A 23,980-nucleotide genomic window follows, 5' to 3' on the forward strand; every position below is an offset into this window, starting at 1 on the left:
GGAGAAGAATTTATGAAAGTATTAGTTATAAATTGTGGTAGCTCTTCATTAAAATATCAACTTATTGATATGAGTAATGAAGAAGCTTTAGTTCAAGGACTTGTTGAAAGAATAGGAATTAATGGTTCAATATTAACTCAAAAAGTTGAAGGAAAAGATAAATATGTGGTTGAAACGCCACTTGAAGATCATAAAGATGCAATTGAACTTGTATTAAGAAGTTTAGTAGATGAAAATTATGGCGTAATAAAATCAATGGATGAAATATCTGCTGTTGGACATAGAGTTGTTCATGGTGGAGAAAAGTATGCAACTTCAGTAATACTTAATGAAGAAGTAATAAAAAATCTTGATGAATTTACAAAATTAGCACCACTTCATAATCCACCAAATTTAATTGGAATAAATGCGTGCAAAGCTCTTATGCCAAAAACTCCAATGGTAGCTGTATTTGATACTGCATTCCATCAAACTATGCCAGAAAAAGCATTTATGTATCCACTTCCATACGAATTATATAAGGAAGATCATATAAGAAGATATGGATTCCACGGAACATCTCATAAGTATGTAGCCGGAGAAATGGCAAAAAGGATGAATAAAGAAATTGCTGATTTAAAAATTATCACTTGTCATGTAGGTAATGGGGTAAGTATTACAGCTGTAGACGGAGGAAAATCTGTAGATACTACAATGGGATTCACTCCATTAGATGGTATTGTAATGGGATCAAGATCTGGAAGCATAGATCCAGCTATAGTAACTTATTTGATAAAGGAAAAAGAATATTCTATAGATGAAGTAAACGACATCTTAAATAAGAAGTCAGGGCTTTTAGGAGTATCAGGAATAGGAACAGACTTAAGAGATATCGAAAGTGCTGTAGAAAATGATAATAATTCTAGAGCATTACTTGCTATGGATATATTAGGATATCAAATTAAAAAGCAAATTGGTGCTTATGTTGCTGCAATGGGTGGTGTAGATGCAATTGTACTTACTGCAGGAGTTGGAGAGCATGATTCAAAAATAAGAGGAAAAGCTTTGACTAACATGGAATTTTTAGGAATAGAAGTAGACTTAGAAAAGAATGAAAGTAATAATGTTGGTGATGGTATGGAAATTTCTAAAGAAACTTCAAAAGTAAAAGTAGTTGTAATTCCTACAAATGAAGAATTAATGATTGCTAAGGAAACTTTAGAACTAGTTAAAAAGTAATTATACTAAATACCTATCAACCATTTTTGAAAATGTCCTAAAATAGTTTAAACATAAGGGGCTGTTGCAAAATAGAAATATAATTTCTATTTTACACAGCTCACTTTTTTACAAAAAAGTTAAGAGCAGACTCCTAAAAATCCGCTCTTTGTTGTATAATTTATTCATGTTAAATAACAAATTAATACAAAAGAATTATAACAATAATACAAATATTTATCTCAAAATGTACTCATTTTTATCATAGATTTTTACTCTGTTTATTCAAAAATACATAAAAAGAGGATGTTGCTCAAAATGATTTGAAAAATCATTTTGCAACACCCCATTAAATTAAGTAGTTGTTTAAGAATTCATTTGCTTCAGTAATTGTGCTAACACCAGCTAGTTTCATTTCGATAGGAAGCCGTGATTGGAGAGTCTGGAACATCCTCTCGACACGCCCTTTAGCTTGAGCTATACTGCTGGTTTTAATCTCAATTCCAAGCTGGTTACATACATAATCCAATGTAATATACTAAGACATTATCATAAATGAATCAGAACTAAAAAGTAATTTGTAATAAATATCTTGACTTTTTAGTACTCAATTTATATAATTAATTGTGTTTGTTTTGTAAATATATGCGCTAAGGAGTGAAAAGGGGAGACTATTGTATAATTTTAAATAAGTTTATTATATAATATACCCTGTAGATTTATGAAAGTACAAATTTCAGATATTATTTCAGGTAAAGATAGAAGCAAAAATTTTAATTACACATTTGAGATGCCACAATTTAACTTTGAAGGGGATATAATTAAACCAATAGGTTCTTGTGAAGTTATTGGCGTGATTTCGTCAGATAGTGATATTTTAATATTAAGTGCTAAAATTGAAGCTAATTTAGAAATGATATGTTCAAGATGCTTAGATACCTTTATCTATCCAATAGATATTGATATAGAAGAAAGGTTTACAACTAATAGAAGCACAGAAGATGGTGAAGCTATTGTTGTAATGGATGATGTTTTAGACATCACAGAGGTTGTTGAAACTAGTATAATTTCAACACTACCTATTAAAAGAGTTTGCAAAGACGACTGCAAAGGGCTTTGCCAAGAATGTGGATGTAATTTAAATTATAATGCATGTTCTTGTCATAAAGAAGACATAGATATACGCTTTGAAGCCCTAAAAGGTTTGTTTGACAATAAGGAGGTGTAAGTATGGGAAATCCAGCAAGAAAAATGGGGAAAGCAAGTACAAGATCAAGAAGAGCTCAAACTTTTAAAGCTAGTTTACCTGGCATAGTTGAATGTCCACAATGCCACGAAATGAAACTTGCTCATAGAGTATGTAAGAACTGTGGTTTTTACAAAGGTAAGGAAGTTGTAGCTTCTGAAAAATAAAAGAAAGTCTTTATGACTTTCTTTTATTTTATACAAAATAATATAAAGAGCAATTGTCAATGTTCAACAAAAACTACTTTGTTATCTATATAGATAAAATGAAGGGAGATTATTATATGAAGATAGCTATAGATGGTATGGGTGGAGATAATGCACCAGTAGCTGTAATAGGTGGTGCAATTCAAGCTTTAAAAGAATATGATGACATTGAGTTATATATTACTGGGCCAATAGAAATTATAAATTCAGAATTAGCTAAATATACTTATCCTAAAGAGAAAGTTACTGTTGTTGATGCTAAAGAAGTGATTTTGCCTAGTGAACATCCTGTGATGGCCTTAAGAAAAAAAAAAGATGCTAGTATAGTTAAGGCATTAAATTTGGTTAAAGACGGAACTTGTGAGGGTGTAATATCTGGGGGGAGTACAGGTACGTTTCTAGCAGGATGTACACTTATAGTAGGTAGAATTAATGGTGTTGAAAGACCAGCACTTGCACCCATAATGATTGGTAGACGTGGGAATTTTATGATAGTAGATGTTGGGGCTAATGTTGATTGCAAACCAGCATTTTTGGTTCAATTTGCAAAAATGGGGAAAATATACTATCAAAAAATTTTTAATGTAAAAAATCCTAGTATAGGACTTATAAATATTGGAGAAGAAGAAGAAAAAGGAAATGAGCTTACAAAAGCTACATTTAAACTTTTAAAAGAAGAAAGTTCTCTTAATTTTAAAGGAAATATAGAACCTAGAGAAATACCTACAGGTGATACTAATGTTTTAGTAAGTGATGGTTTTGTAGGAAATACAGCTTTAAAAATGTATGAAGGCTCCGTCTCAAGTATTTTAGGGATAATAAAGGATGAAGTATTTAAATCATCAATTATATCTAAATTAGGTGTGGTTCTATTAAAACCCGTATTAAAAAATATAATGAAAAAGTTTGATTATAAAGAATATGGAGGAGCACCATTTTTAGGTGTGGATGGAATTTGCATAAAAGCTCACGGTAGTTCAGATGCAAAAGCATTCAAAAACGCTATTAAGCAAACTAAAGTTTTTTATGAAAATGATGTGTTAAATGATATAAAAAATGAATTTTCTTTAGAAAATTAATTAAATATTATTGAAACTAATATTGACGATTTAAGCAATATATACTATTATCTAAATGTAGAACTTGGGAGGTGAAATTAATGTTTGAAAAAATACAAGCAATTATAGCGGATAAGTTAAGTGTCGATGCAGAAAGCATTGTTATGGAAGCATCATTTATTGAAGATTTAAATGCTGACTCATTAGATATAGTTGAACTTATTATGGCTCTAGAAGATGAACTAGATATGGAAATACCTGATGAAGATGTTGAAAACTTTAAAATAGTTGGAGATGTTGTTAATTACGTAAAAGCTCATCACGAAGAATAAAATAATCCCGCACCTTTGCGGGATTTTATATTTTCTTATTAATTAGTTTATTCTTGAATTTGTTATAGTAAACATAAATTAAGAAAATGTTTTAGCAAGTTGAAGAATAAACTTCAAGGAGTGGAATACATGAATAGATATACACTTAAAGAAATAGAAGAAAACTTAGGAGTTTGTTTTAATAATCCGACGTTGCTAAAAACAGCGCTTACACACAGTTCTTTTGGAAATCAATTTAAAGATGCTGAATATAATGAAAGACTTGAATTTTTAGGCGATTCAGTATTGCAACTTTGTATTACTGAATATCTTTTTAATAATTTTAAGCATAAAAGTGAAGGAGAATTAACTAAAATAAGAAGTTTGATAGTTTGTGAAAATTCTCTTTATGAAATTGCAAAAAAAATAAATCTGGGGTCTTATATTAGAATGAGTAAAGGTGAAGAAATTACAGGGGGAAGAGAAAGAATTTCAATACAAGCGGATGCAGTTGAAGCAGTATTGGCAGCTGTTTATTTAGATAAAGGTATTGGATTTGTAAGAGATTTTATATTACTTCATTTTGAAGACGTGATAAAAAAGGCTATAAATAATGAAATAGTATTGGACTTTAAGACAAAACTTCAAGAACTTCTTCAAAAAGATGGAGAGATAGTAATTCAATATGAATTAACAAGGTATGAAGGGCCACCTCATAGAAGAAAATTTTTTACCAATGTAATTATTGATAAAAAACTTATGGGTGAAGGTTCAGGCTATAGTAAAAAAGAATCAGAACAAAATGCAGCTAAACAAGCGTTAGACATATTGGAAGGTATAAATGAGTAAGAATTATTATATAATCCCTATATTTGTACCACATGAAGGATGCCCTCATAATTGTGTGTTTTGTAATCAAGATAGAATAACTGGAGTTCATGATGGTGTTACAGCTCAAACTGTAAGGAATACAATAAATGAATATTTAGAAACAATACAAAATAAGAGTGCAACTATTGAGGTTTCGTTTTTCGGCGGAACATTTACAGGCATAAGAGAAGAAAAACAAAGAGAACTATTAGAAATAGCTAAAGAGTTTAAAGATAAAAAACTTATAGATAAAATAAGACTTTCTACAAGACCGGATTATATAAATGATTATATATTAACTTATCTTAAAGAGTATGGAGTTAATATAATAGAACTTGGTGTTCAGTCATTAGATGAAGAGGTACTAAAAAAAGCTGGAAGAGGACATAGTGTACAGGATGTTATAAATGCATCTAAACTAATTAAGGAATATGAATTTGTTTTAGGACATCAAATAATGCCAGGACTTCCAGGAGATACATTTGAAAAGGATATAAACACTACTAAAGCATCAATTAATATGAATCCAGACATTTGCAGAATATATCCAGCTTTAGTTATAAAAGATACACCTATGGAAAAAATGTATAAATGTAATGCGTATGTTCCATATTCTTTAGAAGAAGCCGTGAATATAAGTAAAGTTATGTATGGTATGTATAGAAAAAATAAAATTAATGTAATACGAATAGGACTTCAACCAACAGAAAGTATAAATGAAGGTGGAGATATTGTAGCGGGTCCATTTCATCCTTCCTTTAGAGAATTAGTTGAAGGCAGCTTATTAGTAGATATGATTTTAGAAAATATGAAGGAAGAAGAAAATGTAGTAATTCATATTAACTCTAAAGATTTAAGTAAGCTTTATGCAAATAAGAAATTATATTTTAATAAGTTTAAAGAAATTAAGAAAGTTATTAGTGTAAAACAAGATAATAAAATAGAACGAGGACATATAAAACTCTGTTTAAAAGATGAAAAATTAGATATAATATATTAGCGAGGGGAGACTCTCGCTTTTAATATTATACTTAATATGTTGTATTGATATTTATTAATCTTTATTATAAACTAAATTGTAATGAGGAGTGTTTAGTTATGAAAAAAAAGACTAGAAATAGAATGACAGTTGCTATGGCTATTTTTATTGTAATAATTTTTGTTATAGGATTCATACCTACTATATTTCATTTGTAAGGAGTATGCACATGTTTTTAAAATCTCTGGAAATAAGAGGATTTAAGTCCTTTGCTGATAAAACGGAATTAAAATTTAAAAAGGGTGTAACGGCTGTTGTAGGACCTAATGGAAGTGGAAAGAGTAATATTTCTGATGCTGTAAGATGGGTACTTGGAGAACAAAGTGTTAAGGTACTCCGAGGCGGAAAGATGGAAGATGTAATATTTTCTGGAACTCAGTTTAGAAAGGCTGTTGGGCTTGCACAAGTTTCGTTAACTCTCGATAATAGTGAGGAGCAATTAGCAACAGCATATAATGAGGTGACAGTATCTAGAAGAATATTCAGATCAGGAGAATCTGAATATTTAATAAATAATTCAAAATGCAGACTTAAAGATGTAACAAATCTTTTTGTGGATACAGGAATAGGTAAAGAAGGATATTCATTAATTGGACAAGGTAAAATAGAAGCCGTTTTAAGTGGTAAGCCAGAAGATAGAAGATCCCTTTTAGAAGAAGCGGCAGGTATTGTAAAATTTAAGAATAGAAAAGAAGAAGCTGAAAAAAAGTTAAGTAATACTGATGATAATTTAGTTAGAATAAATGATATTTTATCAACTTATGAAGAGAGAATTGAGCCTTTAAGAATTGAAAGAGAAAAGGCATTAGAGTTTAATGAATTATCTAAGGATTTAAAGAAAAAAGAAGTATCACTTATAGTCCATTCTATAAAGAATATGGAAGATGAATTAAAAGGCTTTAATGAAGATTTAGAATTGAAAATTAAGGGGATTGAAGATAAACGAAAAGAGATAGCTAGTGATAAAGAAAAACTTAGGTCTTTAGAATATGAGATAGAGGAAATAGATAGGAAAAACCTGGAAGAAAAAGAGCGATATTATAATTTAAAAGAAATAGTTAGTGAAGATGAAAAAAACATTGAGATTTACAATGAAAGAATTAAGAGTTTTGAAGAGAAAATTAATAGAAATAACTATGAATTAAGTGATGTCGAAGCTAAAATAAGTCAAATAAATAAGATTAAGATAATATTAGAAGAAGAATTAACTAAAAGTTTAGAAGAACAAAAGTTAAAAAATCAAGATATTGAAAAACTAGAAGAAGACAATATAAAAAGTTCTAAAGAGCTTAAAAGTATTGAAGAAGAGATTAAAGCTTTAAAAGAAGGAGAATTTGAACTTTTAAGAAATAATTCGGATATAAAAAGTGATATTACTATATTAAATAAAGATATTTCACTTACAGAAGAAAAAACAGAAACATTAAATTCATCTATATCATCTTTAGAGCATAATATAGTAATTAATTTAGCAACTTATAAAGGCTTAAGTAATGACATTAAAAATAAGAAAGACAAGATAAAGTTATCAAATTTACAAATAGTAGAAGATAAGAAAAAAATAAGTTCAATATCTACCAATTTGAGTAAAAAGGAAAATGAGTTTAGAGAATTGAATAGAATTTTAACTAAACTTGATGCAAATAAGGCTATGTTAGAAAGTTTAGAGAAGCATTATGAAGGGTATAACAGGTCTGTAAAGTCATTAATGGAGTCAATTCATAAGGAAAAAATTACTCCTGTTAGTGATACTAAAGTTTTAGGTGAAGTTTTTACGGTTGAAAAAAATTATGAAACGGCTATAGAAATTGCATTAGGAGCTGCAATATCTAATGTAATAACAAAAAATGAAGCAATAGCTAAAGTTCTTATTGGATATTTGAAAAAAAACAATTTAGGAAGAGCAACCTTTTTGCCTTTAAATATAATAAGAGGTAGAAAATTAGAATTAGATAAAAACATTACTGAATCTAATGGCTATATTGGCATCGGAAGTGACATAATTTCCTACGATAAAGAGTATGATAATATAATGAATTATGTTCTTGGAAGAACAATAATTTGTACTAATATGGATTGCGCCCTTAGTATTGCACGTACTGGAAAATATAATTATAAAATTGTTACTTTAGATGGTGAAGTGTTAAATCCAGGGGGATCTTTAACTGGTGGTAGCATAAAAGGAAAAAATTCTAATGTTCTAGGTAGAAAAAGAGAAATTGAAGAATTAACAAAAGATATATACCATAAGAAAGAACATTATGAAGAATTAATGAAATTAGTTCAAGGACTTAAAGAAGAAATCAAAAGTTTAGATGAAAATATATTAAATAAAAGAGATGAAGTTCATGAAAAAAATATTGAATTGACTAAAAAAGAAAGTGAAATTCAAGGATTACAAAATGATACTGATAAATTAAAAAGAAATTTAGAAGTATTTAAAGAAGAACTTAAAAGAATAGTCAATGAAAAAGAACTTATATTTAAAAAGCTCAAAATTAAAGAAAATGAAATTAAATCCATTGAAAATGAAAATACATTTAATAAAAGTAAAAGCATAAACTTAGAAGAATTAATAAGCGTAAAAGCACAAGAGGTAAATGATAATGATAATAAGCTTACAGAAATGAAAATAAATAAGGCAACTTTAGATGAAGCTATTGAAAATAAAAAAAATGAGTTTTCAAGAATGGAAAAAGAAATTTATGATTTAGCTGTTAAGAATGAATTTTTAAATAAAGAAAATGCTGAAAATAAAAACAGTATTGAAAGTTTAAATTTAAATATAAAAGTTAAAAATAAAAATATAGAAGATAATACAATCAGCATTACTAAATTAGAATTAAATTTCAAAGATGAAGACTTAGTGAAAGAAAAACTAAAACATGAATTTAAAGAGAAAGATAATGTAATAAGTGGAATTTTAGATGAAATTAGCTTGAGAGAAATGGAAGTTAATAAAAGAGAAATAATTAAGGCTAAAAAAGAAGCGGATAAGGAACATACTTATAAAAAGCTTAATGAGGAATTAGAATTAACATATGCAGAAGCACTAGATATATGCGAACCAGTAATTCATGAAGAAGCTTTAAAACAAGAAATATATACTACAAAGAGTAAAATAACAAAACTTGGAGTAGTAAATTTAGCTGCTATAGAAGAATATGAAGAAATAAAGGATAAATATGAGTTTATGTCATCCCAAGCAGAGGATTTAGAGAATGCTAAAAAAGAATTAAATTCTGTTATTGAAGAGATGACTAGTGAAATGAAAATTTTATTTAGAGAGAACTTTAAAATTTTAAATTATAACTTTAATCAGACTTTTAAAGAGTTATTTAAAGGTGGAAGTGCAGAGCTTATTTTAGGCGAAGGTGATGAACTTACAGCTAATATTGATATAAATGTAGAGCCTCCAGGTAAAAAACTTCAAAATATTAATCTGATGTCAGGTGGAGAAAAAGTTTTATCGGCAATAGCATTGCTTTTTGGAATTTTAAAAATGAAGCCAACACCATTTTGTATACTAGATGAAATAGAAGCAGCACTAGATGATGCAAATGTGTATAGGTATGCAGAATTTTTAAAAGTGTTTTCTAAAAATACTCAATTTATAATTATAACTCATAGAAAAGGTACTATGGAAGTTAGTGATATTATATATGGTGTAACTATGGAGGAAAAAGGAATATCTAAAGTGGTATCAGTAGACTTATCAGAAAATTTTAATTAGGAGGAAATGAATTTGTTTGGAAATTTATTTAATAAACTAAAAGAGGGATTAACAAAGACTAGGGATGGATTAACTGATAAAATAAATGAAGTTTTAAATTTAGCAATAACTATAGATGAAGATTTATATGAAGAATTAGAAGAAATATTAATTATATCAGATGTAGGCATGGAAACTACAGTAGATATTATAGAAAGATTAAGAAACAAGATACGTAAAGAAAAAATAAATGATCCTAAAGAAGTTAATCCTGCGTTAAAGGAAGTTATAAAAAATATGTTACTTGAAGGTTCTTATGAAGATGATGAAGAAGGCAAAAAAGTAATGCTTGTAATTGGGGTTAATGGTGTAGGTAAAACTACGTCTATTGGTAAACTTGCTGCTAAAAATAAAGAAGAAGGCAAAAAGGTATTATTAGCTGCAGCAGATACATTTAGAGCAGCAGCTATAGATCAACTTGAAGTTTGGAGCAGTCGAGCTCAAGTTGATATAATAAAACATCAAGAAGGTTCAGACCCAGCTGCAGTAGTTTTTGATGCAATACAGGCAGCTAAAGCTAGAAATGTTGATTTATTAATATGTGACACAGCAGGAAGACTTCATAATAAAAAGAATTTAATGAATGAACTTGAAAAGATAAATAGAATAATAGATAAAGAATTAGGTGGGTATAAAAAAGAAACATTACTTGTTTTAGATGCAACCACAGGACAAAATGCTGTAATTCAAGCTAAGCAATTTATGGAGGCTTGTCCTATTGATGGAATAATATTAACTAAATTAGATGGGACTGCAAAAGGTGGAGTAGTTTTATCGATAAAACAAAGTTTGAATATTCCAGTTAGATATATAGGTGTTGGAGAAGGTGTTGATGATCTTCAAAAATTTGATGCAGAAGAGTTTGCAGAAGCATTGATATAGTATTATAAACTGTGAAATATGAATTTTCTGCATGTGTTAAGTAAAAGTACTTGACACATATAAATAATCCTGTTAAAATCTTTTTTGTAGGTAAGGTGATTAAATGGAAGATAGAGTTGAGATTTCGTTGCTTATGGATTTTTATGGTCCATTACTAACTGATAAGCAAAGTGAAATTATGCAGTGGTATTATAATGATGATTTATCTTTATCTGAAATAGCAGAACTTAATAAAACAAGTCGACAAGCTATTCATGATTTAATCAAAAGATGTTATAAACAGCTTCTCTCCTATGAACGTAAGCTTAACTTACTTCAAAAGAGCATAAAACGCGAAAAAGAAATTATAAATTTTTTAGAACATTTAAAAAATAATTATTCCATAGATAATGAGGATATTATAAAATATAAAGAAAAGCTAGAAAATTTATAAGGAGGATGTAAACATGGCTTTCGAAGGATTAGGTGAAAAACTACAGGAAACTTTCAGGAAATTAAAAGGTAAAGGAAAGTTATCTGAAAAAGACATAAAAGAAGCCATGAGAGAAGTAAAGCTTGCCTTGTTAGAAGCAGATGTTAACTATAAAGTTGTTAAACAATTTATTGCATCAGTCAGTGCTAAGTGCGTTGGAGATGAAGTACTACAAAGTTTAACACCAGGACAACATGTAATAAAAATAGTTAATGAAGAACTTACTAATCTTATGGGTGGAAGTGAGAGTAAACTTAACTACAGTAGTTCAGGTCTTACAGTTATAATGTTAGTTGGACTACAAGGAGCAGGTAAAACTACTATGTGTGGTAAGCTTGCATTAAACCTTAGAAAAGATAATAAGAAACCATTACTAGTAGCATGTGATATTTATAGACCAGCAGCTATAAAACAATTAGAGATTGTAGGAAAGCAAATTGAAATTCCAGTATTCTCAATGGGTGATAAAGTTAATCCAGTTGAAATTGCAAAGAATGGAATAGCTCATGCAAAAGACAATGGAAATAATGTAGTTATTATTGATACTGCAGGTAGACTTCACATTGATGAAGAATTAATGCAGGAATTAAAAAATATAAAAGAAAATGTAAAACCATCAGAAATATTATTAGTTGTTGATTCAATGACTGGTCAAGATGCTGTTAATGTAGCAGAAAGCTTTAATAATGATTTAGATTTAAGCGGAGTTATTTTAACAAAGTTAGATGGTGATACTAGAGGTGGAGCTGCACTTTCAATCAAAAGCATAGTTGATAAACCAATTAAATATGCTGGTATTGGTGAAAAGATGAATGATCTTGAAGTGTTCCATCCTGATAGAATGGCATCAAGAATACTTGGAATGGGTGATGTATTATCACTTATTGAAAAGGCTCAAGAAGCTATTGATGAAAAGGAAGCTGCAGATTTAGGTAAAAGAATGTTAAATCAAGAATTTAACTTTGATGATTATCTAATGGCAATGGAACAAATGAAGAAGCTTGGACCTTTAAATAAAATTTTAGAAATGATACCTGGCATGAATTCAAAGGAGCTTCAAGGAGTTGACTTTGATAAAGGAACAGAAGCACTTGATAAAAGTAAGGCAGTCATTCAATCTATGACAGCTAAAGAAAGAAAAAATCCAAATCTTATAGTGAAATCTGCATCAAGAAAAAACAGAATAGCTAAGGGATCTGGTACAAGTGTCCAAGAAGTTAATAAGCTCATGAAAGGCTATGAAATGATGAAAAAGCAAATGAAGCAAATGAAGTCATTCACAAAGCAATCAAAGAAGGGCGGCGGCTTATTTGGTAAGCTACCATTCTAGAAAAAAGACATATTTGGTTAAGCATTTTATGTGATACCTAAAATATATAATTACCTTTGAAGGAGGTGAAATTAAAAATGGCAGTAAAAATTAGATTAAGAAGAATGGGTGCTAAGAAAGCTCCTTTCTATAGAATAGTTGTTGCAGATTCAAGATCACCAAGAGATGGTAAATTCATCGAAGAAATTGGATACTACAATCCTTTAACTGAACCAGTTGAAGTTAAAGTAAACGAAGAAAAAGCTAATAAATGGTTATCTAGTGGAGCACAACCAACAGACGTAGTTAAAAGACTTTTCACTAATGCAGGTCTTACTAAGTAATTTTTGGAGGTGAATTCCGTAATTAGTACATACTAATTGTGGACGTTTATGAAGGAATTAGTTGAATTTATGGCTAAATCCCTTGTTGATAATCCAACTGCAGTTACTGTTAATGAAGTAAATGAGGAGCAATCCATAATACTAAAATTAACAGTGGCACCAGAAGATATAGGGAAGATTATAGGTAAGCAAGGAAGAATTGCAAAGGCTATAAGAACAGTTATAAAAGCTGTAGCAGTTAAACAGAATAAACGAGTTATAGTAGAAATCATCTAAAAATTAAGAGTTAGGGTTAACCTAACTCTTTTTAGGTATCTGAAAATTAAATTAATGTATATTTTAGACATTATACGTTAATTCTTTTAATACATTAAAAATTAAATATATAAAATAGAGGTGAAAAGATTGGATAAATTATTTAAAATTGGTCAGATAATAAATACTCACGGAATTAAAGGTGAGGTTAAAGTTTATCCTTTAACAGAAGATGTTAATAAGTTTAAACGTCTAAAAACTGTTTTAGTAGGTGGAGTAGAAAAAAATATCTTAGGAGTCAAATTTCAAAAGGACAGGGTTATATTAAAAATAGAAGGAATAGACTCTATGAATGATGCTGAAACGTATAAAGACAAATATATTGAAGTACCACGTGACAATGAACCTGAACTTCCAGCAGATACTTATTATGTTTCAGATTTAAAAGAATGTACAGTATACGATACTAATGAAAAAGAACTTGGAAGAATTTTTGATGTAATAAGCACTCCTAATAATGATGTATATTGGATTCAAGAACCTAAAGAATTATTGATACCAGTTCTTAGAGATATAGTACTTAGTGTTGATATAAACCTAAAAAAAATCCTTATTAAACCAGTAGGTGAATGGCAAGATGAGGATTAGTATATTGACACTATTTCCTGAAATGTTTTCTATTTTTGACCATAGTATTATAGGCAGAGCGAGAGAAAATAATTTAGTTAATTTGAATTTATTAAATATACGAGATTATACTTTAAATAAACATAAAAAAGTTGATGATTATCCTTATGGTGGTGGACCAGGTATGGTTATGGCACCTCAACCGATAGTGGATACTATTAGGAATGCAAAGGAAAATAATAAGGGTAAGGTAATATTTCTAGGGCCTAGAGGAAAGACTTTTAATCAAGAACTTGCAAAAGAACTTTCTAAAGAAGAGAATCTCATATTTCTATGTGGGCATTATGAAGGAATAGATGAGAGAGTTTATAAACATATAGATATGGAAATTTCACTTGGTGATTTTGTTTTAACTGGAGGAGAAATGGCTGCAATTCCAGTTATAGATTGCATTTTAAGACTTATTCCAGGTGTTCTTGGAAAAGAAGAAAGCTTCATGGAAGAGTCTTTTTATAATGGGTTATTAGAATATCCTCAATATACTAGACCAGAAGATTTTGAAGGCGATAAGGTGCCAGAAGTATTATTATCTGGTCATCATGAAAATATAAGAAAATGGAGACGACTTAAGTCTCTTAAGATAACCAGAAAAAATAGACCTGATTTATATGAAAACATTACTTTGACTAAAGAAGATATTAAGATTTTAAAGAATAATAATGATAAATAAAATATATAATTTTTGTTGAAAAATAAAAAAATATGTGATATTATTGAATTTGTGCTAGTACGGGCGTTCCTCTGTCAGTATATATTATGTTAAGAACGTCAAATTATCTTTAAGGAGGGAATGCACAATGAACGAAATAATAAGAGCTATTGAAGCTGAACAAATCAGAACTGACCTACCAAACTTTAGAGTTGGAGACAACGTAAAAGTTTATGTTAAGGTTAAAGAAGGTACAAGAGAAAGAATACAAATGTTCGAAGGTACTGTAATTAAGAAACAAAATGGTGGATTAAGAGAAACTTTCACTGTAAGAAGAGTTGCTTTAGGAACTGGAGTTGAAAGAACATTCCCAATGAATACACCAATCATTGAGAAGATCGAAATCTCAAGAAAAGGTAAAGTAAGAAGAGCTAAACTTTACTATTTAAGAGATAGAGTTGGTAAAGCTGCTAAAGTTAAAGAATTATTAACTAGATAGTATTAAAAGGGGCTGTTTCAGTCCTTTTTTTATACTTCCAAATAAATTTAAGGAGGAATCTATATGGCAATTAATTGGTTCCCAGGACATATGAAAAAAACTCAAAGAGAAATTAAAGAAAACTTAACATTAGTTGATGCTGTTATTGAAATAAGAGATGCTAGAATTCCAAGAAGCTCAGCTAATCCAGATATTGAAAAATTGTTAGAAGGAAAACCTAGAATTATACTTTTGAATAAAAGTGATTTAACTGATGGGGCTGTGACTAAAGAATGGATTAAATATTTAACTAAAGAAGATGTTAGAGTATTAGAAGTAAACTGTTTAAAAGGTGATGGACTCAAAAATATAAAACCTATGTTACTTACTCTTTTAAAAGAAAAGCATGATAGATTAAAATTAAGAGGTATGGTTAATATAACAACAAGAGTTATGGTTGTTGGAATACCAAATGTAGGGAAATCAACCTTTATAAATAAAATGGCAAGAAATAATATAGCTAAAACAGGTGACAGACCAGGTGTTACTAAGAGCAAACAATGGATAAAAACAGGTATAGGAATTGAACTTCTAGATACTCCAGGAGTATTATGGCCTAGATTTGAAGATGATGAAACAGCTTTAAATTTAGCTTTTACAGGAGCTATAAAGGATGAAATAATGGATATAGAAGAATTAGCCTTAAAGCTTGTAGAGAGACTACAAAAGAGTTATGCGTCTAAATTAAAAGAAAGATATAAGTTAGCTGAAGTTTTTGAAAATCCAGTAGATACTTTAGATGCTATAGGGAAAAAGAGAGGAACTCTAATTTCAGGAGGGCAAATTGACTATAATAGAATAGCTGTTATTTTACTTGATGAGTTTAGAGGTGGGAAAATGGGGAATATTTCTCTAGAATTCCCAAAAGAAGATGAAATTGATAATAATCAATCAGGAGAAGAAAAAAACTAATGATAATCAATAAAGATATAAAATCTTTGTCATTTGCAGAAATTAAAGAAGAAATAAATAAAATTTCAATAGTCGATTTATATAAAAATGGTGATAGTACAAAAATTATAGATTGGTTAAAAGATGACAAGAGAAAGAACGTATTGTCTCTTAAAAATAAAACTCAAAGAGAATTATATTTATATTTAAATGAAGTCCAAAGAGTTAAATCAATGTATGATTTTGATAAATCTTTTGGAAATTATAGATATGTGGCAGGCGTAGATGAAGTAGGGAGAGGGCCTCTTGCAGGTCCAATTGTTGCCTGCTGCGTCATGTTGGATTTAAATGTTTTTGATAAAGATTTAATTCTATACTTAAATGATTCTAAAAAAGTAAAAAAATCTAACCGAGAAGAACTTTCAGAAATTATAAAAGAAAAGGCACTGAGTTATCACATAGCAATGTCTTCAAATGAGGAAATAGATGAAAAAGGTATAGCTTTTTCTAATAATAAAGTGTTTTTAGAAAGTTGTAATTCACTCAGTATAAAGCCAGACTTAATACTATCTGACGGATATTTAGTTAAGAATATTGACATAGAAAATAAGTCGATTATAAAGGGAGATACCAAAAGTGCATGTATTGCTGCAGCATCAATTGTTGCAAAGGTATATAGAGATAATCTTATGAAAGAATATGCTGAAAAATATCCGAACTATGATTTTGAAAATAATGTCGGATATGGTACTTCAAAACATATAGAAGCTTTAAAAATGTATGGAAAATGTGATATACATAGAAATAGCTTTTTAACAAAATTATTATAGTTGCTGTAATTTTAGTAAATGAACAAATGTAAGTCGAGTTTAAGTAAAACTCTATAAGAACATTGCAATAAGTAGTATTCTTATAGAGTCTTTATCTTTTAAAGGAAACTTGACTCAAATACGCCGCTAAGCACGTAATTCACACTAAATCATAGATGCTCACTTATCTCACTTTTGGGTTCTCTACTTATAGTCTAAAAGCATCTTTTATATGATTTATCTTTAAAAGTGTAGTTTGGGGATTTAAGTAAACTTCTATAACATCAAATCTTACATTAAGATCAACTAATTTTTTATAATAAATATAAGAGTTAGTAACTTTTATTATTGACTTCTGTTTTGAAAAATTGATTGATTCTTTAGGTAAACCATAGTCATAATTATATCTACCTTTAACTTCAACAATTATTAATAACTTATCTTGAATACATATAATATCTATCTCACCTAAGAAATTTCTGAAATTACAATCTAATATATGATATTTATTTTTCTGTAAATATTCTTTAGCTAAATTCTCACAATAATTACCTATCTCTTTATTTAATTTTTTCACTAAATCACTCCATCTTTAGATTAGTATTAGTTTAATTTCATGTATTTAAGATTATTAACAAATTAAAATTAAGTTAAACAAATTTATTTTTTAGGATTAATATTTAAATGCGTGTCTATAATCCTTAATGGGTGATTTATATGGCAGTAAAAATAATTAGTGCAACGCACAATGGCTTAGAAGGTTTTTTAATAAATGTTGAGGTAGATATATCTAAGGGGTTGCCAGTATTCAATATAGTTGGACTCCCTGATACCTCAGTAAAAGAAGCTAAAGAGAGAGTTAGAGCAGCAATTACAAATTGTGGTTTTGAGTTTCCGCTTGGCAGAATTACTATTAATTTGGCTCCAGCAGATGTAAGGAAAATAGGTTCTCTTTTAGATTTGCCTATTGCACTTGGAATTCTTATGGAGTCTAATCAAATATGCAGAAAAAGTATGAATGATTGCATAGTATTTGGAGAGTTATCATTATTTGGTGAACTTAAAGGCGTAAAAGGAACTATACCTATAATAATTGAAGGTGCTAAGGAAAAGATTAATAAGTTTATTTTTCCTCATGAAAATTTAGAAGAAAGTTACTATTTTGAAGGTGGAGAGTATTATCCCTTGAAAACTTTAAAAGAAGTAATTTCGTATATTACATATGAAGACGTACTTCCTTATGAAACAGATAACGAAATTAAAAGTAAAGAAAGTCATGATTCACTAGATTATGGTAGTATTATAGGTCAGTATTCATCTAAAAGAGCACTAGAAATAGCTGCAGCTGGAAATCATAATATTATTCTCTATGGAGAACCAGGATGTGGTAAAACAATGCTTGCAAAAGCTTTAATATCAATTTTACCTTCTTTATCTCAAGAAGAATTAATAGAAATTGCAAAAATTTATAGTGCATGTGGTCTTATAAAAAAGACTTCACACATTAACAGGCCCTTTAGAGCTCCACATCATACAACTACAAGGGCTGCTTTAATTGGTGGAGGAAAGGAAATAAAGCCAGGAGAAATAACACTTGCACATAACGGAATATTATTTTTAGATGAAATTTTAGAATTTAAAAAAGATGTTTTAGAATCTTTAAGAGAGCCACTTGAAGAGAAATGTGTAAATTTAAATAGAATTAGTGGAAGCTATCAGATGCCAGCAGATTTTCTATTAATTGGAGCATTTAATCCTGTTGAAAATAATGAAGATAAAGATGGTAATGATGATAAGTACTATTTTAATACTAGAATTAAGAAATACTCTAAAAAATTCTCAAGTGCTTTATTAGATAGAATTGATATTGTAAATTATGTACCTAGATTGAATTATGATGAAATAAAGAATGAAAAGGATTCATATGATTCAAAGATAATGAGGGAAAATGTTTTTAGAGCTAGGGAAATTCAAATGCAAAGATTTAAAAATACAACATATAAATATAATTCTGATATAAAAGGAAAAGATATTTTTGAAATATGTAGAGTTAATAAAAAATGTACAGAAATTCTAAAGCATTATTATAATACATCTAGTGTATCTTTAAGAGGATATGGGAAAGTAATAAAATTATCAAGAACAATAGCAGATATAGAAAATAAAAAGGACATTTTAGAAGGGCACGTTTTAGAAGCTTTTAGTTATAGAAAAAATATTAATGGAGAAATTATATAAAAGGGGATACAGATAAATGGATTATGATTTATGGTTAATACTTGTTAATTTATCAAACTATCGAAAAAGAAAGTTAATAGATATATATAAAACTGCGGAAAATGTATATAATAATTTTGAAGATATATTAAAAGAAAATAAAATAATCTATAAAAAATTAAAAAATTTTCAAAAAGAAGATTTAAACTATGAAGTATTAAATATCAAAGAAACATTGTCTAAAAAAGGAATAGGGTATATTACATACGCTAATCCTTTATATAGAGAGAAATTGAGTGGGATTTTAGATTCACCATATTTTCTGTTCTATAGGGGAAATATAGATATTATAAACAAGAAATCGATAGGAGTTGTAGGGGCTAGAAAATGCTCAAATTATGGATTAACTGTAACAAAACTCTTGACAAAGGAGCTTATTACTAATAATATAACGCTTATAAGCGGAGGTGCAAGAGGAATAGATTCTATTGCACATAAAACTGCTTTGGAAAATGATGGACATAACATATCAGTATTAGGATGTGGAATAGACATAACTTATCCATATGAAAACAAAGATTTGTTTTCAAAAATAGCAGAAAGCGGCGTAGTAATTTCTGAATTTTTACTTGGTACACCACCAATAGGAGAAAATTTTCCTAGGAGAAATAGAATAATAAGTGGGCTTAGTGAAAGTGTAATAGTAATAGAAGCATCAGAAAAAAGTGGATCATTAATAACAGCTAGACTTGCGCAACAACAACATAAAACCGTTATTGCTGTACCTGGTTCAATATTGTATAGTGGAGCAAGTGGCTCTAATAAATTACTTAGGGATGGGGCTAGCATTTGTACAGGTGTAGAAGATTTAAGGGTTCTACTTAGTTTAGAACATGTTAACATTAAACCTATGAAATTTACACCAGAAAAAAGCGAAATACTAGAGTTAATAACAGATTCACCAGTTCATATAGATGATATTTTTAAAAATACATCTGTTGATAGAGGGGCTTTATATGCACTATTATTTGAGATGCAGATAAAAAGTGAAATTATTTGTTTGCCTGGAAATTACTATGTGAGAACAATTTAAAATGTATAGGGGGGTGAATACTTCATAAATTTTATGAAGTTGTACTATGGGTCAAAAACTTGTAATTGTTGAGTCGCCGGCCAAAGCAAAAACAATCGGCAAATATCTGGGCAAAAATTATATTGTAGAAGCATCAATGGGGCATGTAAGAGATTTGCCTAAGAGTAGATTGGGTGTTGATATAGACAATAACTATACTCCTAAATATATAACTATTAGAGGAAAGGGAGAACTAATAGATAAATTAAGAAAAGCTGCTAAAAAAGCAGATAAAGTTTATCTAGCTACTGACCCTGATAGAGAAGGGGAAGCTATTTCATGGCATTTAGCTAACATTCTAAAAATTTCAGAAGATGAAACATGTAGAATTGTATTTAATGAAGTTACAAAAACTGCTGTTAAGGCGTCTATAAAAGAAGCTAGAAAGATTGACTTAGATTTAGTAGATGCACAACAAGCAAGAAGAATATTAGATAGACTTGTTGGTTATGAAATAAGTCCAATTTTATGGAGAAATGTAAAATGGGGGCTTAGTGCAGGAAGAGTACAGTCGGCAGCTTTAAAATTAATATGCGATAGAGAAAAGGAAATAAACGATTTTATACCTAAAGAATACTGGTCTATAGACTGTACATTAAAAAAAGAAAAAAAGAAGTTTCCAGTGAGACTTTCAACATATAAAGGTAAAAAGATTGAAATTGACAATGAAGAAACAGCTAATAAAATTATAAAAGAAATTGAAGTTGGAAATTTTGTTGTAAAAAATATAAAGAAGGGGAAGAAAAGTAGAAATCCTCTTCCACCTTTTACAACAAGTACACTTCAACAAGATGCAAATAAAAAATTAAATTTTATGACTAAAAGAACTATGTCTATAGCACAAGGTCTTTACGAAGGGGTAGAAATAAAAGGCTATGGAACAGTAGGATTAATAACATATATGAGAACTGATTCCGTAAGAATTTCAGAAGAAGCACAAGGAAAAACTAAAGAATTTATTGAAAATACTTATGGAGAAAAATATGTGCCAAGTTCTCCAAGAATATATAAAGGCAAAAAGAATATTCAAGATGCCCATGAAGCAATAAGACCTACTTATGTAGAAATTACACCACAAATTGCAAAGGAAAACTTGAATGCAGAACAATTTAAATTATATTCATTAATATGGAACAGGTTTTTAGCAAGTCAAATGGCATCATGTGAATTAAATACAAATTCAATAGATATATTAAATGGAGATTATAAATTTAAAGCATCTGGTTCGGTGATTTCTTTTGATGGTTTTATGAAAATATATGAATATTCTAATGAGGACGATGAAAATTCAGTACTATTACCAGAACTAGAGGAAAATGAAGGACTTAAAACAGATTCACTTAAAGGGACTCAACACTTTACTCAACCGCTACCTCGATATACTGAAGCATCTTTTGTTAAATTATTAGAAGAAAAGGGTATAGGTAGACCTAGTACTTATGTACCAACTATTTCAACTTTGCTTGGAAGAACTTATGTTATTCGTGAGAAGAAAAACTTAGTACCAACAGAGCTTGGGGATATAGTAAATAACATTGTAAGTGATTATTTTAAACAAATAGTAGATGCGGATTTTACAGCAGATATGGAAAAGAAACTTGATAATGTAGAAGAAGGAAATGAAAATTGGACTAAAATAGTTGGAGAATTTTTTGAACCATTAAAAATTGCAATTGAGAAAGCTGAAAAAGAAATATCAAAAGTTGTAATTGAAGATAAAGTTAGTGATGTAAAATGTGAAAAATGCGGGCAAATGATGGTTATTAAAAGGGGTAGGTTTGGTGAATTTTTAGCATGCCCGGGATATCCAGAATGTAAAAATGCTAAACCTATAGTTGAAGAATTGGACGTACCATGTCCAGAGTGTGGAAAAACTATTGTAGCTAAGAAAAGCAAAAAAGGAAAGAAGTTCTTTGGGTGTATGGGGTATCCAGAATGTAAGTTTGTAAGCTGGTATGAGCCAGTGAAAGAAAAATGCCCTGATTGTAATTCTTATATGGTATTGAAATATTCAAAAACAAAAGGAAAGTATATACAGTGTTCAAGCCGTGAATGTAATTATAAAAAAGAGTTGAAAAAAGATACAGGAGAAGACGAATAGAAATAAATATTACTAATAATTTAATAAATAAGAAATGTTATTTTGTCGAATGCTATAAAAAGAGTGTTGAAAAGCAGAGTTTTATATGATAAACTAGTCTTAATAGCAACTTGTAAAAAAATTCAATAAATTAAGAATTTTCTAACAATTTTATTGTTTTTATTTAAGGCATATTTTAATAGTTATTTTTCAAATGCTTAAATAAAATTGTTATGCAGTTGCCAAGGAGGATAAGAATATGTCATCATTATTAAGTAAAACTAGGATGTTAAATAAAATTCTGCAGAAAACTGGTACAGAACCTGTAGCATTTCAAGATATATGTACATTATTAAGTGAAGTTCTTGATTGCAATGCATATATAATAAGTAAAAAAGGAAAAGTACTTGGATATACTTTTGGTAAAGATTTTGAATGTGAAGCTATGAAAAAAAAGGTGATAGAAGATAAAAAATTTCCGGAGGATTATAATAAGTCACTTTTGCAAGTTAATGAGACCTTGGCAAATCTTCCAAATGAAGGTAGATGTGTATTTCAAGAAATTGGAAAGTGCAAAAAGGTAGATAAACTATCAACAATAGCTCCAATTATAGGAAGCAGAGAAAGAATAGGAACATTAATATTAGCCAGATTTGGTAACGTCTTCGTAGATGAAGATTTGGTATTAGTAGAATATAGTGCAACTATTGTAGGTATGGAAATGCTTAGAGCTATGCAAGATGAAATTGCAGAAGAAACAAGAAAAAAAGCAGTTGTCCAATTGGCTATAGGAACTCTTTCCTATTCTGAATTAGAAGCTGTTGAACATATATTTGAAGAGCTAAATGGAAGCGAAGGATTATTGGTAGCTTCAAAGATAGCAGATAAAGTAGGAATAACTAGAAGCGTTATAGTAAATGCATTGAGGAAATTTGAAAGTGCTGGAGTTATTGAATCTAGGTCTCTTGGTATGAAGGGAACTTACATTAGAATATTAAATGAAAAATTAACAGAAGAATTAAAAAAGATTAAATAAATTAAATGGCTATAGGTAAGAAATTATACTATAGCTATTTTTTATGTCTAAATTGAAAAATTTTTGTTGATACGGTAAATACCTTATGATATACTACTTAAGATAAGAAATACACACACTATCCAATTTGTAGATTAGGTGCCCTTAAGTTAAGGGGAATTTATAAGCTAAAGATAGTGGCGGTAAAAACCAAGGAGGTAACAAAATGTCAGTAATATCAATGAAACAATTATTAGAAGCAGGTGTACATTTCGGTCACCAAACAAGAAGATGGAACCCTAAGATGGCTCCTTATATCTTCACAGAAAGAAACGGAATCTATATTATAGATCTTCAAAAAACAGTTAAGAAAGCTGAAGAAGCTTATAACTTTATTAAGCAAGTTTCTGAAGAAGGAAAAGATATACTTTTTGTTGGAACTAAGAAGCAAGCTCAAGAAGCAATTCAAGACGAAGCTATAAGAAGTAACATGCATTTCGTAAATAACAGATGGTTAGGTGGAATGTTAACAAACTTTTCAACTATCAAAGGTAGAATAAGAAAATTAGAACAAATCGAAAAAATGCAAGAAGATGGAACTTTTGATGTTCTTCCTAAGAAAGAAGTTATAAAACTTAAAGGACAAATGGAAAAACTTACAACTAATCTTGGTGGTATTAGAAACTTAGACGTTGAAAATGTTGGAGCAATGTTTATCGTTGATCCAAGAAAAGAAAAGAATGCTATTTTAGAAGCTAAGATTTTAGGAATACCAGTAGTTGCAATTGTAGATACTAACTGTGATCCAGAAGAAGTTGATTATGTAATTCCAGGTAATGACGATGCTATTAGAGCTGTTAAATTAATAACTGCTAAAATGGCTGATGCTATTATGGAAGGAAGACAAGGCGAACAATTAGCTGAATAATTTAAATAAAAAGGGTAAGTAAGTTCAACTTACCTGCCCTTTTATTGGTTATAAGGATTACTTTATATTTAGG

Annotated in this window: 25 protein-coding genes; 24 read left to right on the top strand and 1 reads right to left on the bottom strand. The window is 29.1% G+C overall.

The features are described 5' to 3' along the window. Positions 1-12 precede the first annotated feature (12 nt). The 19 genes from LLF98_RS03995 (at position 13) to LLF98_RS04090 (ending at position 16,556) form a co-directional block, all read left to right on the top strand. Positions 13-1,218: an acetate kinase gene (locus LLF98_RS03995; RefSeq protein ID WP_291701080.1), complete on the top strand. Its 1,206-nt coding sequence runs from the start codon at positions 13-15 to the stop codon at positions 1,216-1,218. A 700-nt stretch (positions 1,219-1,918) separates the two neighbouring features. Then, complete coding sequence (locus tag LLF98_RS04005; RefSeq protein ID WP_291701082.1) at positions 1,919-2,425, top strand: DUF177 domain-containing protein; 507 nt, start codon at positions 1,919-1,921, stop codon at positions 2,423-2,425. Positions 2,426-2,427: 2 nt separating this feature from the next. Next, complete coding sequence (rpmF, locus tag LLF98_RS04010) at positions 2,428-2,610, top strand: 50S ribosomal protein L32 (RefSeq protein ID WP_291701084.1); 183 nt, start codon at positions 2,428-2,430, stop codon at positions 2,608-2,610. 116 nt (positions 2,611-2,726) lie between these two features. After that, positions 2,727-3,728: a phosphate acyltransferase PlsX gene (gene plsX, locus LLF98_RS04015; RefSeq protein WP_291701086.1), complete on the top strand. Its 1,002-nt coding sequence runs from the start codon at positions 2,727-2,729 to the stop codon at positions 3,726-3,728. Positions 3,729-3,808: 80 nt separating this feature from the next. Further along, positions 3,809-4,039: an acyl carrier protein gene (acpP, locus tag LLF98_RS04020; RefSeq protein ID WP_291701088.1), complete on the top strand. Its 231-nt coding sequence runs from the start codon at positions 3,809-3,811 to the stop codon at positions 4,037-4,039. A gap of 129 nt (positions 4,040-4,168) precedes the next feature. After that, complete coding sequence (gene rnc, locus LLF98_RS04025; protein ID WP_291701090.1) at positions 4,169-4,867, top strand: ribonuclease III; 699 nt, start codon at positions 4,169-4,171, stop codon at positions 4,865-4,867. Continuing rightward, positions 4,860-5,888: a radical SAM protein gene (locus LLF98_RS04030; protein ID WP_291701091.1), complete on the top strand. Its 1,029-nt coding sequence runs from the start codon at positions 4,860-4,862 to the stop codon at positions 5,886-5,888. The genes rnc and LLF98_RS04030 overlap by 8 nt, the downstream gene beginning before the upstream one ends. Positions 5,889-5,986: 98 nt before the next feature. Then, the gene (locus tag LLF98_RS04035; protein ID WP_291701093.1) at positions 5,987-6,085 is read left to right on the top strand and encodes a DUF4044 domain-containing protein; all 99 of its coding nucleotides are present in this window, start codon (positions 5,987-5,989) and stop codon (positions 6,083-6,085) included. A gap of 11 nt (positions 6,086-6,096) precedes the next feature. Then, positions 6,097-9,660, top strand: a complete 3,564-nt coding sequence (smc, locus tag LLF98_RS04040; RefSeq protein ID WP_291701095.1) for a chromosome segregation protein SMC — start codon at positions 6,097-6,099, stop codon at positions 9,658-9,660. Positions 9,661-9,672: 12 nt separating this feature from the next. Further along, positions 9,673-10,581, top strand: coding sequence for a signal recognition particle-docking protein FtsY (gene ftsY / locus LLF98_RS04045; protein ID WP_291701097.1), 909 nt, complete (start codon positions 9,673-9,675; stop codon positions 10,579-10,581). Positions 10,582-10,684: 103 nt separating this feature from the next. Next, positions 10,685-11,014 carry a putative DNA-binding protein gene (locus tag LLF98_RS04050; protein WP_291701098.1) on the top strand — a complete coding sequence of 110 codons (330 nt, stop codon included), beginning with the start codon at positions 10,685-10,687 and terminating at the stop codon, positions 11,012-11,014. A 13-nt stretch (positions 11,015-11,027) separates the two neighbouring features. Continuing rightward, positions 11,028-12,383: a signal recognition particle protein gene (ffh, locus tag LLF98_RS04055; RefSeq protein WP_291701100.1), complete on the top strand. Its 1,356-nt coding sequence runs from the start codon at positions 11,028-11,030 to the stop codon at positions 12,381-12,383. A gap of 77 nt (positions 12,384-12,460) precedes the next feature. Continuing rightward, complete coding sequence (gene rpsP / locus LLF98_RS04060) at positions 12,461-12,706, top strand: 30S ribosomal protein S16 (RefSeq protein ID WP_291701102.1); 246 nt, start codon at positions 12,461-12,463, stop codon at positions 12,704-12,706. 48 nt (positions 12,707-12,754) lie between these two features. Beyond that, a complete protein-coding gene (locus LLF98_RS04065) occupies positions 12,755-12,982 on the top strand; it encodes a KH domain-containing protein (protein ID WP_291701104.1) in 228 nt (75 codons plus the stop codon). A gap of 129 nt (positions 12,983-13,111) precedes the next feature. Continuing rightward, positions 13,112-13,609 (top strand): ribosome maturation factor RimM, encoded by a 498-nt coding sequence (rimM, locus tag LLF98_RS04070; RefSeq protein ID WP_291701106.1) that lies wholly within the window; start codon positions 13,112-13,114, stop codon positions 13,607-13,609. Then, complete coding sequence (gene trmD, locus LLF98_RS04075) at positions 13,599-14,318, top strand: tRNA (guanosine(37)-N1)-methyltransferase TrmD (protein ID WP_291701108.1); 720 nt, start codon at positions 13,599-13,601, stop codon at positions 14,316-14,318. Before rimM ends, trmD begins: the two co-directional genes overlap by 11 nt. A gap of 127 nt (positions 14,319-14,445) precedes the next feature. Further along, complete coding sequence (gene rplS / locus LLF98_RS04080) at positions 14,446-14,796, top strand: 50S ribosomal protein L19 (RefSeq protein ID WP_291701110.1); 351 nt, start codon at positions 14,446-14,448, stop codon at positions 14,794-14,796. 63 nt (positions 14,797-14,859) lie between these two features. Continuing rightward, on the top strand, positions 14,860-15,747 hold the full coding sequence (gene ylqF / locus LLF98_RS04085) for a ribosome biogenesis GTPase YlqF (RefSeq protein ID WP_291701112.1): 888 nt from the start codon (positions 14,860-14,862) through the stop codon (positions 15,745-15,747). Continuing rightward, the gene (locus tag LLF98_RS04090; RefSeq protein ID WP_291701115.1) at positions 15,747-16,556 is read left to right on the top strand and encodes a ribonuclease HII; all 810 of its coding nucleotides are present in this window, start codon (positions 15,747-15,749) and stop codon (positions 16,554-16,556) included. The genes ylqF and LLF98_RS04090 overlap by 1 nt, the downstream gene beginning before the upstream one ends. A 187-nt stretch (positions 16,557-16,743) precedes the next feature. Here the strand turns inward: LLF98_RS04090 and LLF98_RS04095 are convergent, their stop codons facing one another. Further along, complete coding sequence (locus tag LLF98_RS04095; RefSeq protein ID WP_291701117.1) at positions 16,744-17,112, bottom strand: YraN family protein; 369 nt, start codon at positions 17,110-17,112, stop codon at positions 16,744-16,746. Between the two features lie 140 nt (positions 17,113-17,252). Here LLF98_RS04095 and LLF98_RS04100 point away from each other — a divergent pair, with 140 nt between their 5' ends. The 5 genes from LLF98_RS04100 to rpsB all read left to right on the top strand — a co-directional run bounded on the left by LLF98_RS04100 (position 17,253) and on the right by rpsB (position 23,907). Next, positions 17,253-18,773: a YifB family Mg chelatase-like AAA ATPase gene (locus LLF98_RS04100; RefSeq protein WP_291701119.1), complete on the top strand. Its 1,521-nt coding sequence runs from the start codon at positions 17,253-17,255 to the stop codon at positions 18,771-18,773. 16 nt (positions 18,774-18,789) lie between these two features. Then, the gene (gene dprA / locus LLF98_RS04105; protein ID WP_291701121.1) at positions 18,790-19,845 is read left to right on the top strand and encodes a DNA-processing protein DprA; all 1,056 of its coding nucleotides are present in this window, start codon (positions 18,790-18,792) and stop codon (positions 19,843-19,845) included. A gap of 46 nt (positions 19,846-19,891) precedes the next feature. Continuing rightward, complete coding sequence (gene topA, locus LLF98_RS04110; protein WP_291701123.1) at positions 19,892-21,985, top strand: type I DNA topoisomerase; 2,094 nt, start codon at positions 19,892-19,894, stop codon at positions 21,983-21,985. A 238-nt stretch (positions 21,986-22,223) separates the two neighbouring features. Further along, a complete protein-coding gene (gene codY / locus LLF98_RS04115; RefSeq protein ID WP_291701125.1) occupies positions 22,224-23,000 on the top strand; it encodes a GTP-sensing pleiotropic transcriptional regulator CodY in 777 nt (258 codons plus the stop codon). A gap of 205 nt (positions 23,001-23,205) precedes the next feature. Then, entirely contained in the window at positions 23,206-23,907 is a 702-nt protein-coding gene (gene rpsB, locus LLF98_RS04120; protein WP_291701128.1) for a 30S ribosomal protein S2, read from the top strand. Positions 23,908-23,980: the final 73 nt, after the last annotated feature.

This window comes from Clostridium sp., from assembly GCF_021372645.1.
GTDB lineage: Bacteria > Bacillota > Clostridia > Clostridiales > Clostridiaceae > Clostridium.